The sequence below is a fragment of the Streptomyces sp. GLSS-08 genome (genome assembly GCF_056387915.1).
The window spans coordinates 48,709-61,068 of the sequence record NZ_JBWJAQ010000027.1; the positions used below are offsets into that span (position 1 = coordinate 48,709).

At 73.8% G+C, this 12,360-nt stretch carries 7 protein-coding genes; 5 read left to right on the forward strand and 2 right to left on the reverse strand.

Annotation, left to right across the window (positions count from 1 at the left end):
* The first annotated feature begins 26 nt into the window (after positions 1-26).
* A complete protein-coding gene (locus AC0ZLC_RS31375) occupies positions 27-4,691 on the forward strand; it encodes a hypothetical protein (RefSeq protein ID WP_476755325.1) in 4,665 nt (1,554 codons plus the stop codon).
* Between the two features lie 260 nt (positions 4,692-4,951).
* Here the strand turns inward: AC0ZLC_RS31375 and AC0ZLC_RS31380 are convergent, their stop codons facing one another.
* Complete coding sequence (locus AC0ZLC_RS31380; RefSeq protein ID WP_476755326.1) at positions 4,952-5,665, reverse strand: hypothetical protein; 714 nt, start codon at positions 5,663-5,665, stop codon at positions 4,952-4,954.
* A 434-nt stretch (positions 5,666-6,099) separates the two neighbouring features.
* On the opposite strand from AC0ZLC_RS31380, the gene AC0ZLC_RS31385 reads away from it, so the two are divergent.
* From AC0ZLC_RS31385 to AC0ZLC_RS31400, 4 genes are all read left to right on the forward strand, one after another.
* Positions 6,100-9,027, forward strand: a complete 2,928-nt coding sequence (locus AC0ZLC_RS31385; protein ID WP_476755327.1) for a sensor histidine kinase — start codon at positions 6,100-6,102, stop codon at positions 9,025-9,027.
* Complete coding sequence (locus tag AC0ZLC_RS31390) at positions 9,024-9,464, forward strand: roadblock/LC7 domain-containing protein (protein WP_358855355.1); 441 nt, start codon at positions 9,024-9,026, stop codon at positions 9,462-9,464. The genes AC0ZLC_RS31385 and AC0ZLC_RS31390 overlap by 4 nt, the downstream gene beginning before the upstream one ends.
* A gap of 9 nt (positions 9,465-9,473) precedes the next feature.
* Complete coding sequence (locus AC0ZLC_RS31395) at positions 9,474-9,869, forward strand: DUF742 domain-containing protein (RefSeq protein ID WP_476755328.1); 396 nt, start codon at positions 9,474-9,476, stop codon at positions 9,867-9,869.
* A gap of 252 nt (positions 9,870-10,121) precedes the next feature.
* Positions 10,122-10,727: a GTP-binding protein gene (locus AC0ZLC_RS31400; protein WP_476755329.1), complete on the forward strand. Its 606-nt coding sequence runs from the start codon at positions 10,122-10,124 to the stop codon at positions 10,725-10,727.
* A gap of 115 nt (positions 10,728-10,842) precedes the next feature.
* Here AC0ZLC_RS31400 and glpK read toward each other — a convergent pair whose 3' ends face one another.
* Complete coding sequence (glpK, locus tag AC0ZLC_RS31405) at positions 10,843-12,360, reverse strand: glycerol kinase GlpK (protein ID WP_476755330.1); 1,518 nt, start codon at positions 12,358-12,360, stop codon at positions 10,843-10,845.

Below are 12,360 nucleotides of genomic sequence, written 5' to 3' on the forward strand. Positions count from 1 at the left end.
CCACACGATCACGAGAGTCCGCCGCCATGTACGAGCTGTCCCGGGTCCGCCTCTACTCCATCGGGCCCGCCGGTGCGCGCTACGCCGACACCGTCCTGGACCTGAGGGGCGTGGGCGAGCCCGTGCCCGACCCCGCGCCCACCCAGGCGGAGTTCTTCCAGGACGAGCCGGTCGGCCCGCCGCGCCGCCCCGCACCCGCGGGCGTGCTCTTCCTGGAGAACGGCGGCGGGAAGTCGGTCCTGCTCAAGCTGATCTTCTCGGTGATGCTGCCGGGCCACCGGAACACGCTGGGCGGCGCCAGCTCCGGCGTCCTGCGCAAGTTCCTGCTCGCGGACGACTGCGGGCACGTCGCGCTGGAGTGGCAGCACACGCTGACCGGGGAGTGCGTCGTCGTCGGCAAGGTGAGCGAGTGGCGGGGCCGGCAGGTCTCCAACGACCCGCGCAAGTTCGCCGAGGCCTGGTACTCCTTCCGCCCCGGTCCCGGGCTGAGCCTGGACAACCTGCCCGTCGCCGAGGCCACCGCCGTCCGCCCGTCCGTCGAGGGGGTCTCCGGCGCGCAGGGGCGGCGGCGCACCATGAAGGGCTTCCGGGACGCGATCACCGAGGCCGGCAAGGCCTACCCGCACCTCGAAGTGCACTGGGAGGAGATCCACGACCGCTGGATCGAGCACCTCGGCGACCTGGGACTCGACCCCGAACTCTTCCGCTACCAGCGCGAGATGAACGCCGACGAGGGCGAGGCCGCCGGTCTCTTCGCGGTCAAGAAGGACTCCGACTTCACCGACCTGCTGCTGCGTGCCGTCACCGACACCCGGGACACGGACGGGCTCGCCGACCTGGTCAGCGGCTTCGGCAACAAGCTGGGGCGGCGCGCCGAACTGATCGCCGAACGGGACTTCACGGCGGGGTCGGTGGACCTGCTCACACGCATCGTCGACGCGGCCGAGGCCCGCGGCCGGGCACGGGACATCCACACGGCGGCCGAGCGGCGCACCCGGACCCTGGCCCGGCGCCTGTCCGCCCGGTCGGTCCGGGAGCGGCACCGTGTGGGCGACCTCGCCCGGGGGGTCACGGCCGCCGCGCACACGGTCACCGAAGCCGAGGGCGCCCGCTCCCGCAGCGCGCTGATCTCCGCCGAACTGGCCTACCGGCACGCCTCCTTGGCGCTCGCCGGGGCCGAGAGGTCCGCCGCCGCCCAGAAGCGGGAACTCGCCGACGCGCGGACGCTGCACGCCGCCTGGCAGGCCGCCGAACTCGTCCTGCGGCACCGCTCCGCGGCCGACCGCTCCGCCCGCGTCGCCGCGGCGATCCGGGAGGCCGAGCGGGACGCGGCGCCGGCGCTCGCCGCGCGGGCGAAGGCCGCCGTCGACCTCGTACGCGCCCTGCACGGCGCCGCCGAAGGAGCCGAGGCGCTCGCCAACGAGGAGGAGGAGCGGTCCGCCGCCCTCCAGGAGGTCGGCGAGGCCGCGCACCGCGACGCGACGGCCGCCGCCACCGAGGCGCAGCGCGCCCGCAGCGAGGTCGGGCACCTGCGCCAGCGGCTGGCCGAGGTCGAGCAGGAGACGGCCGAGGCGGTGCGCGCGGGCTGGCTGGACGACAGCGCCCCGGACGCCGATCCGGCGCGGGCCGCGCTGGCCGCCAGCGACGCCGAGAAGTCCGCCGTGGCGGCCTGGGACACCGCCCGGGACGCCGCGCGCCGCGCCGCGGAGCACGCCCGGGAGGCGGCCTCCGCCGAGTCCCGCGCGGAGCTGACGGCGGCGCGCGCGGCGGACGCGGCCACGGCGGCGGAGCGCGCCCACGACGCGGAGCAGCGCACGGCACACGCGCTGGCCGGCGAGGAACGGCTCACGGAGCTGCTCGGCCTGCCGGGCGCTCCTGCGCGGACGGGCGTTCCGCAGCCCCGGCGCGACGAGAGCGCCGGCGAAGCGGGCCCCATGGGGGGAACCCCGCTCACCCCGGAGCAACTGGACCGGTACGCCGACGAGCTGCGGGAGCTGCTCGACGAAGGCGTCGCCTCCGCCGAGCGCCAGCTCTTCGAGCTGCGGACGGCCGCCGCCGACGACGCGCGGATCCTCGGCGCGCTCGGCGACGGTGGACTGCTGCCGCCCGGCCCGGACGTGCTGGCCACCGTCGAGTTCCTCGGCGAGCACGGCATCCCCGCGCTGCCCGGCTGGCGCTACCTCGCGCAGGCCGTCGACCCCGCCGACCACGCGCGCGTGCTGACCGCCCGCCCCGAGCTGGTCGACGGTGTGATCATCACCGATCCGGACACCCACGCCCGGGCCCGTCAGGCGCTCGGCGAAGCCGCGCTGCTGCCGCGCTCCGCCGTCGCCGTGGGCACCGCCGCCGCGCTGCTCGCCCCCACCCCGGCCCCGGGGGACGACAGCGGAGACGTCTTCCTCGTACCGCCGAACCCGGCCATGCACGACGAGCACGCCGCCGACGAGGAGCGGCAGGCGCTGCGCGGCCGCGCGGGCCGCCGGGACGAGGAGATCCGCACGCTCGCGGCCCGGCTCGGCAAGGACCGGGAACTGGCCGCGCGGCTGGCTTCCTGGCGCGCCGGGTGCCCGGCGGGGCGGCTCGTCGAGCTCGCCGCCGCGGCCCGCGACGCACGCGCGTTCGCCGAGGAGACGGAGGCCGAACTCGCCGAGGCGCGGGCCGTCCGCGCCGAGGCCGACGAGGAGGCTGCCGAGGCGGTCCTCGTGCGGGACGAGCGGCAGGAGGCCGCCCAGCGGGCCCGCCGTGCCGCCGACGCCCTCGCGGGGCTCGCCTTCCGGCTGCGCGAGCGCGCCGGCTGGCAGGTCAAGCTCCGTGAACTCGCCGACGAGGCGGCGGAGTCGGAGACCCGCGCCCAGGTCTGCCTGGAGCGCGCACGCGCCGCCGACGAGGACCGCCGCGCCGCCCAGCGCGCCGCCGACGACGCCCGCCGCACGGCCCGGGCGCTGCGCGCCGAGCGCGCCGAGATCGCGGGCGTACCCGACGACGTGAAGGACAAGGGCGAGGACGAGGACGGCAGGGTGCCCGGAGCCGCCGACAGCACCCCCCGGTCCTCCCTGCCCGCCCTCCGGGAGGCCTACCGGGCCGCCTCCCAGCTCTACGAGAAGGTCGGTGTCGGCGCCGATCTGCGCGCCGAGCAGGCACGCGCCGAAAGCGACGAGAGCGCGGCGATCGCCGAGTTCGACCGGCTCAGCAACAAGGTGCGGACCCGCGCCGCACAGCTCCTGGAGTCGCCGGACGGCTCCGACGGCCCGTCCCGGCAGGCCGCCGCCGCCCGCGCCGAGGAGCTCGTCCAGCTCCTGGAGACCCGGATGTCGACCGCGAGCGAGCAGCTCGGCCGGCTGCGCGGCGAGACCGAGCGGCACGCCCCACAGGAGGGCGAGGCCCACACCGCACTGCCCGAGGAACTGACCCCCCGGGACGCCGAGCACGCCCAGGCGCTGCTGCGCACCGCGACCGGTGAACTCGCCGCGCGCACCGAGGCGGTGAGCCGGGCGCGCGAGGCTCACGCCGAGCTGCTCGACGCGCACCGCGCGGCGGAGGACGCCGCCGGCGGCTTCGAGGAGACGGCGGCCCTGCTCCGGGACCTGCTGCGCGAGACCTCCGAGGAGGAGCAGCAGGAGACCGAGCCGTACCCCGGCACGCTGGAGGAGGCGCGGCACGCCGCCACCGAGACCCGCCGCTCGCTGCGCGGCTGCGGCGCCGACCTGTCCGCGGCCGAGGCCGCCGTGCGGGAGGCGAGCGACATTCTCGTACGGCACGCCAACTCCACGCGCTACGAGCAGGTGCGTACCCCGGCCCGGCAGCAGATCCGTGAGCTGCCCGCCGCCGCGCTGCCCGAGCACGCGCAGAAGTGGGCGGACGCGTTCGCACCCCGGCTGCGCGTGCTCACCGACGAGTTGGCACAGCTGGAGCGGAACCGGGACTCGATCGTCGACCGGCTGCGGGGGCTCGTGGAGTCCTCGCTCGCCACGCTGCGGTCCGCGCAGCGGCTCTCCCGACTGCCCGAGGGGCTCGGGGAGTGGTCCGGGCAGGAGTTTTTGCGGATCCGCTTCGAGGAGCCCGACCAGGCCACGCTCACCGAGCGGCTCGGCGAGGTCGTCGACGAGGCCACCCGCGCCGCCGTCAAGAAGAACTCGGACATGCGCCGCGACGGCACGTCCCTGCTGCTGCGGGGCGTCAGCGCCGCCCTCCAGCCGAAGGGCGTTGCCGTCGAGATCCTCAAGCCGGACGCCGTGCTGCGTGCCGAGCGCGTCCCCGTCGGACAGATGGGCGACGTCTTCTCCGGCGGCCAGCTGCTCACCGCGGCCATCGCGCTGTACTGCACGATGGCGGCGCTGCGCAGCAACGACCGGGGCCGCGACAAGCACCGGCACGCCGGCACGCTCTTCCTCGACAACCCCATCGGGCGCGCCAACGCGACGTATCTGCTGGAGCTCCAGCGTGCCGTGTCCGACGCGCTGGGCGTGCAACTGCTGTACACGACGGGCCTGTTCGACACGACCGCGCTCGCCGAGTTCCCGCTCGTCATCCGGCTGCGCAATGACGCCGACCTGCGCGCGGGGCTGAAGTACATCAGCGTGGAGGAGCACCTGCGGCCGGGACTGCCGCGGGAGGCCGCAGCCGGGGAGCCCGGGCACAGCGAGATCACCGCGACTCGCATGTACAAGCGTCCGGCGCCCAGCGCGTCGTAGCGGACGGCGGTGGCGTCGCCGCGGGCAGGACGCGCCCGCGGCGACGCCACCGAACGACCGTCCCTGGCGGTCCGACTCGTCAGGCCCGCGTCCTTCTCACCGGTCGCCACTCCGAGCCGGGAGGTCGATCCGCGCCCGGCTCGTCCGTACGACCGAGCTGGGAGTGAACTCCGCGCTCGTCCCGGACGTGCGTGCTAGCCGAGCACCCGCTTCGCGGCCGCCGGGCCGGGAGCCTCGCCGCCCGCTTCGACTGCTTCGTCCTACGAGTGCGACAGCCGGCGTGCGCCGCCCCGGCGGCGTATCCGCCCCTGGGGCCGCTCCGTCGCCCGGGCGTGCCGCCGGGCCACGCGGCGCTCACGCCTGAGCGCGCGTGCCGTGCTGCTCGGTACGGACACCACTCCGTGGCGTTGATTCCACACCTGGCGGGTCACCCAGACGTCGAGGGCGGCCCAGGTGGCGACCACCGTGCAGGCCACGCTGCTGAGCACCATCGGGAACGCCAGCCAGGAGCCGGCCAGAGTGCACAGGAAGGCGATCACGGCCTGCGTGAGCGTCACCGCGATGATGATCACCGCCCGCACCGCCGCCGTACGCACCGGATCCGGCAACCGCCGCCTGCGCGCGGGCTCCTCGACCCACAACGGCCGGTAGTAACGCTCCTCACCCTCCCGGGTGGCGGCCCCGCCGTCCGCCGCGACTCGACGCGCGCCCGAGCGGTCCGCCGCCGGGGCGGACCTGCGCCCGGCCGGGGAGCCGTCCTCCGAGGCGACCCGGCCAGCGGCGGCGTCGTCCCCCCGCGTGGTCGAACCGCGCGGGTCCGTGAACTCGACCGCGGCGTGGGGAGCTTGCCGCCCGGCCGTCGTCGCACGGCGCTCGCTCGCCGGGGTGCCGGGGTCGGGTGCCCGCGGGCCCCGCCGTGCCGCCACCGGCGCCGCAACGCCGCTCCTGAGCGCCTCGCGCTCCACCGTGCCCATCAACACGTCACTCCCCATCCCCAGCAGACCGCTTGCCCTGTGTACCCCGAGACCTCCGAAGACTCCCGCTTCCCAGTGGCTGCCCGGTTTGCGCTGTTCTACGCGGCCTGGGCGCGGCATGCGACGCCTTGTGGCCGATTCCGCCCCTCATTCCCGTACAGAAAGACGAACCACCTCCCGCAAAAATTCCCGATCACCGAAGAATTCCGGCCAACCAGCAACCCGCGCCCACGGGTTGCGACGCGGGCGCAGATGCCGGAACAGGGGAGGCAATCTCCCGCAATGCACCGACAACTACTGATGTCCCGTTCAGTTCACGGCAGATGCGGGTTCGGACAGCCCTTCGAGATACCTGTGTGTCGGTAGTAGGCTCACGCCGTTTGTTGACGCACATGTGTGCCCCCGGACCAGCGGGGGTCGAGCTGGGGGAGGCCATGCGCTTTCGCGGGAAGTCCATCCGCCGGAAGATCGTGGCGCTGCTGCTCGTGCCGCTGGTGTCCCTGACCGCGATCTGGGGCTTCGCCACCGTGCTCACCGGACGTGAGGCGCTCCACCTGTTCGACGTGTCGGACGTCGTGGAGAAGGTCGCCTTCCCCACCGAGGACACCATCGGCGTCCTCCAGCAGGAACGCCGTCAGAGCCTCGTGTATCTCGCCGACCCCCGCGCCTCGGACGCCCGTGCGGCGCTCGGACGCAGCCGGGCCGCCACCGACAAGGCGGTCGCGAAGGTCCGCCGGAACGCCCAGGACCACGACATACGGGCGGCGATGAGCGAGGGGACCGGTGAACGTGTCACCTCGATCCTCGACGCCCTCGGCGGACTCGACTCGCTGCGGGGCAGCATCGACGAGGGCACCGTCGACCGGACCCAGGCCCTCGGCCTCTACAACCAGCTCGTCGACCCCTGCTACGTCCTCATGGCCAACCTCCACGTGCTCGACGACGTCGAGATGGACAAGCAGGGGCGCGCCCTCGCCAACGTCGCCCGCGCCCGGGAACTGCTCTCCCGTGAGGACGCGCTCCTCGGATCCGCGCTCGTGGCGGGCCGGCTCACCGACGACGAGATCCGGGACGTCTCCGACCTCGTGGCCCAGCGCGGCCTCCTGTACGACACCAGCCTGCCGCTGCTGCCCGCCGCCGAGCGCGTCCGCTTCGAGCGCTACTGGAAGAACGCCGTCACCGCTCCGCTCCGCAACGCCGAACAGTCCGTCATCGGGTCGGCCCCCGGCGCCCCCCGCGGGGTCACCGCGAAGAGCTGGGACGAGACGGCCGGACGGGCACTCGCCGAACTGGACCGGCTCGGTGACGAGGCGGGCGACCGCTACCAGGACCGGGTCCACCCCCTGGCCGTCAACGTCATCGTCAAGGCCGCCATCGCCGGCGTCCTCGGTCTGGCCGCCCTGCTCGTCTCCCTGTTCATGTCCGTGCGCATCGGCAGCAGCCTGATCCGCGACCTGCGCAGGCTGCGCCTGGAGGCCCACGAGGCGTCCGGCGTCCGGCTGCCCAGCGTCATGCGCCGCCTCTCCGCGGGCGAACAGGTCGACGTTGAGACGGAAGTGCCGCGCCTGGAGTACGACAGGAACGAGATCGGCGAGGTCGGCCAGGCGCTCAACACCCTGCAGCGGGCCGCCGTCGAGGCCGCAGTCAAGCAGTCCGAGCTGCGCGAAGGCGTCTCCGACGTCTTCGTCAACCTCGCCCGCCGCAGCCAGGTCCTGCTGCACAAGCAGCTCACCCTGCTCGACACCATGGAGCGCAGGACCGAGGACACCGACGAACTCGCCGACCTGTTCCGCCTGGACCACCTCACGACGCGCATGCGCCGCCACGCCGAGGGCCTGGTCATCCTCTCCGGAGCCGCTCCCTCCCGGCAGTGGCGCAAGCCCATCCAGCTCATGGACATCGTCCGCGCCGCCGTCGCCGAGGTGGAGGACTACGAGCGCATCGAGGTACGCCGCCTGCCGCGCGTCGCGGTCACCGGCCCCGCGGTCGCCGACCTCACCCATCTCGTGGCCGAACTCCTCGAGAACGCCACGGTGTTCTCACCCCCGCACACGGCCGTCCAGGTCCTCGGCGAACGCGTCGCCAACGGCTTCACGCTGGAGATCCACGACCGCGGTCTCGGCATGGCGGCCGAGGCCCTGCTCGACGCCAACCTCCGGCTAGCCGAGACCCCCGAGTTCGAACTGTCCGACACCGACCGGCTCGGCCTCTTCGTGGTCAGCCGGCTCGCGCAGCGGCAGAACGTCCGGGTCTCCCTGCAGCCGTCCCCGTACGGCGGCACCACCGCGGTCGTCTTCATCCCCGACGCGCTGCTCACGGACGACGTCCCGGACACGAACGGCATCGGCTTCCGCCTCGACCGCGCGGTGCCCACGAAGGAGGCCGAGACCGGGCAGGACCTCACCGCGGCCCTGTCCGAGGTCCCGGTGCGACTGCCCGGACTGCCCGCCTCGATCCTGGACGGCCCCGTCGAACTGGAGGCCCCGGTCGGTCTCGACGGCCTGGACGACCTCCCGGGAGCCCTCGGCGAGGACGACGGCGACCGCGGTGACCCCTTCCGGCCGCGCCGCTCCCTCACCGGTGTCCTCGGCGAACAGCACCAGCAGGCCCGCGAGGGCCAGGGCGAGACCGCGCGCCCCGGCGGCCCCGACCGTCCTGACGCCCCCGTCCCGCTGCCGCAGCGCCGCAGGGCGCCCAAGCTCGTCAGCTCCCACGGACGCCCGGTGACGGACGTCCGGACCCGGCGCGGGGAACCCGACGGGACAAAACCGCTGGGCATGGAGTCCCCTGCCCCGGGGCGCGCGGAGTTCGAGGACGCCCGGCCGTCCGCGGCGCGCCGCGCCGCCCGTGGCGCGGCACCTGCCCGCTCCGCCACCGAGCGGGCCGGTTCGTCGAGCCGGTTCGGCGCCGGACGAGGCGAGGCACCGGGCCGCTCCGGCGGCGACCACGACGTCCCGCCGGTCCGTACTGAACGCCCCGACACCGCCGGACGCCTGGACGGCGCGCCTCCCGAGGCTCCCGCCCAACCCGGCGGCGCACGCCGCCCCGGCCGCCCGGCCGGTACGGAGGAGACGGCCGCGCACCCCGATCCCGGGACCGCGTCACCGGACGCGAGCCCGCTGCCCCGCCGCGTACGGCAGGCCAGCCTCGCGCCGCAGCTGAAGGACGGACCCGCACGGCGCACCGAGCGCGACGGATCAGGGAACGGCGGCGCGGAACCCGCCGAGCGCGACGCCGCCGACGTGCGCAGCCGGATGGCCTCGCTCCAGCGGGGCTGGCAGCGCGGCCGCGAGGAGAACGCCGGGGGCGACGATGCCCACGACGGCTCAGCACAAGGAACGACAGAGGGAGACGGTCGATGACCGCACCGAAGGCCGCAGGGCACCCCGTGAGCAGCGCGACGTCGGGGGAGCTGAACTGGCTCCTCGACGACCTGGTGGACCGGGTCGCCAGCATCCGCAAGGCGATCGTGCTCTCCGGCGACGGACTGCCCACGGGAGTCTCCAAGGACCTGACCCGGGAGGACAGCGAGCACCTGGCCGCCGTCGCCTCGGGATTCCACAGCCTCGCCAAGGGGGTGGGCCGGCACTTCGAGGCGGGCAGTGTCCGACAGACGATCGTGGAACTCGACGACGCCTTCCTGTTCGTCACGGCCGCGGGCGACGGCAGCTGCCTCGCCGTCCTCTCCGAGGCCGAGTCGGACATCGGACAGGTCGCCTACGAGATGACGCTCCTGGTCAAGCGGGTCGGCGTACATCTGGGCGCCGCTCCGCGCACCGACCTGCCCGCCGACGGGTAGTGGGATGGCATGAGCGGAGACGGTCACGCAACACGCCACTGGTTCGACGACGAGGCCGGACCGGTGGTTCGTCCGTACGCCATGACGCGGGGCCGCACCACCAGCCCGGCCCAGCACCGGCTCGACCTGATCGCGGTGGTCGTCACGGAGACCCACGCGGACGATCCCGAGGCTGACCAGGCGCTGTCCCCGGAGCACGTGGACATCGTCGGACTCTGTCGCGACGCACCGCAGTCGGTCGCCGAACTCGCCGCGGAGCTCGACCTTCCCATCGGGGTGATACGCGTCCTGATCGGCGACCTCGTGGACGAGGAACTGGTCCACGTGACACGTCCCGTACCGCCCGCGGAGCTGCCGGACGAGAGCATCCTCCGCGACGTGATCAGCGGCCTCCGGGCGCTCTGAGCGGCACGGGATCAGGGTGACGACGTGCCTGCCCCACGAGTTCGCGGTCCGGCGTGGCCACGGCGGCGTACGGCACGGGGTGAGCCGGGAGAGGTCGGCGCGGGCCGCGTCGGGTGCGCCGGCGGGACCGGCACGGAACTTGGCGGAAGTGCTACGGCAGAAGCCCGCCCCGCAGACGTACTCGTCAGCGAACCCGGCGGTGGCGGCTACGGTCCGCCCCGTCCGACACCAGCGAAGCAGGAGAAGAGATCGATGATCTTCGGGCGTACTGAGCGCGGCAAGCCCCCGGTCGAGCCCGTCACGCTCAAGATCCTCGTGGCCGGCGGTTTCGGTGTGGGGAAGACGACCCTCGTCGGCGCGGTCAGCGAGATCAGGCCGCTGCGGACGGAGGAGATGCTCACCGAGGCGGGGCGCCCGGTCGACGACATCAGCGGCGTGGAGAGCAAGAGGACGACCACCGTCGCGATGGACTTCGGGCGCATCACTCTCCGCGAGGACCTGGTGCTGTACCTCTTCGGGACGCCCGGACAGGATCGCTTCTGGTTCCTGTGGGACGAACTCGCCACCGGGGCCCTGGGCGCGATCGTCCTCGCGGACACCCGCCGCCTGGAGGACTGCTTCGCCGCGGTCGACTACTTCGAGCGGCGTTCCATCCCCTTCGTGATGGCCGTCAACTGCTTCGAGGGCGCCGCCCGTCACCCCGCCGAGGACGTCCGCAGGGCGCTCGACCTGGACGACGGCGTCCCCGTGGTGCTCTGCGACGCGCGGGACCGGGGATCGGCCAAGGAGGTCCTCATCCGGGTCGTCCAGCACGCGATGGAACAGGCCGCAGGACGCCGCGAGTCGGTCACCACCTGACCGTAGGCCCGGGCCCGTGCGTACGGCCCGTACCCCCGCCGACCGGGGTACGAGCCGCACTTCGCACGCGCGCGTGGCTCACGGGACGTTCACGCGCGCGTGGACCCCGGTCGGCTCACACGTCCTCCTCGTGCCAGCCGAAGCTCTTCTCCACCGCCTTGTGCCAGTTGTGGTACTCCCGGTCCCGCTCGGCGGCCTCCATGGCCGGCGTCCACTCGACGTCCTTCTGCCAGTGCGTCTTCAGTTCGTCGAGGCCGCTCCAGACACCCGTCGCGAGTCCGGCCGCGTACGCGGCGCCAAGGCACGTCGTCTCGGAGACCTTCGGGCGGATGACCGGCACCCCGAGGACGTCCGCCTGGTGCTGCATCAGGAGGTTGTTGCCGGTCATGCCGCCGTCGACCTTCAGGGTGGTGATCCGGACCCCGGAGTCCTGGTACATGGCGTCCACGACCTCGCGGGTCTGCCAGCTCGTGGCCTCCAGAACCGCCCGGGCCAGGTGTGCCTTCGTGACGTAACGGGTGAGGCCGGTGACGACACCGCGGGCGTCGGAGCGCCAGTAGGGCGCGTACAGGCCGGAGAAGGCCGGCACGATGTACGCCCCGCCGTTGTCCTCGACGCTCGCCGCCAGCGTCTCGATCTCGTCCGCGTTGCGGATGATCCCCAGCTGGTCGCGGAACCACTGGACCAGGGCCCCCGTGATCGCGATCGAGCCCTCCAGACAGTAGACGGGCGCCTCGTCGCCGATCTTGTAGCCCATGGTGGTCAGCAGGCCGTTCTTCGAGGGAACGGGCCGGTTGCCGGTGTTGAGCAGCAGGAAGCTGCCGGTGCCGTAGGTGTTCTTGGCCGTGCCCACGTCGTAGCAGGCCTGCCCGAACACGGCCGCCTGCTGGTCGCCGAGCGCCGACGCGACCGGCACGCCCCCGAGTTGGCCCACGGCCGTCCCGTACACCTCGGAGGAGGACCTGATCTCGGGCAGCATCGCCTCGGGGATGTTCATCGCGGAGAGGATGGACGGGTCCCACCGGAGCGTCTCCAGGTTCATCAGCATGGTGCGCCCGGCGTTCGTCACGTCGGTGACGTGCCGCCCGCCTGCCGTGCCGCCGGTGAGGTTCCAGATCAGCCAGGAGTCGATCGTGCCGAAGGCGATCTCGCCGCGCTCGGCTCGGGCGCGCAGGCCCGGCACGTTGTCCAGCAGCCAGGCCGCCTTGGGCCCGGAGAAGTAGCTGGCCAGCGGCAGCCCGGTCTGCTCGCGGAAGCGGTCCTGCCCGTCCGTGCCGCCCAGTTCGGTGCAGAGCGCGGAGGTCCGGGTGTCCTGCCAGACGATGGCGTTGTGCACGGGCTTGCCGGTGGCGCGGTCCCACAGGACCGTCGTCTCACGCTGGTTGGTGATGCCGAGCGCGCTGAGCTGGTCGGCGCGCAGCCCGGCCTTGGCGACCGCTCCCGCGACCACCGCCTGCACCTTGGACCAGATCTCGGTCGCGTCGTGCTCCACCCAGCCGGGCTTGGGAAAGATCTGCCGGTGCTCGCGCTGGTCGACGGCGACGATCGCGCCGGCCCGGTCGAAGACGATGCAGCGGCTGGAGGTGGTGCCCTGGTCGATTGCGGCGACGTACTTCTCGGCGTTGTCCGGCAT

Bases quoted from the DNA above. Each gene is read 5' to 3' on its own strand.
- AC0ZLC_RS31375 (WP_476755325.1), top strand. From the start codon at position 27: ATGTACGAGCTGTCCCGGGTCCGCCTCTACTCCATCGGGCCCGCCGGT.
- AC0ZLC_RS31380 (WP_476755326.1), bottom strand. From the start codon at position 5,665: ATGGGCACGGTGGAGCGCGAGGCGCTCAGGAGCGGCGTTGCGGCGCCG.
- AC0ZLC_RS31385 (WP_476755327.1), top strand. From the start codon at position 6,100: ATGCGCTTTCGCGGGAAGTCCATCCGCCGGAAGATCGTGGCGCTGCTG.
- AC0ZLC_RS31390 (WP_358855355.1), top strand. From the start codon at position 9,024: ATGACCGCACCGAAGGCCGCAGGGCACCCCGTGAGCAGCGCGACGTCG.
- AC0ZLC_RS31395 (WP_476755328.1), top strand. From the start codon at position 9,474: ATGAGCGGAGACGGTCACGCAACACGCCACTGGTTCGACGACGAGGCC.
- AC0ZLC_RS31400 (WP_476755329.1), top strand. From the start codon at position 10,122: ATGATCTTCGGGCGTACTGAGCGCGGCAAGCCCCCGGTCGAGCCCGTC.
- glpK (WP_476755330.1), bottom strand. From the start codon at position 12,360: ATGCCGGACAACGCCGAGAAGTACGTCGCCGCAATCGACCAGGGCACC.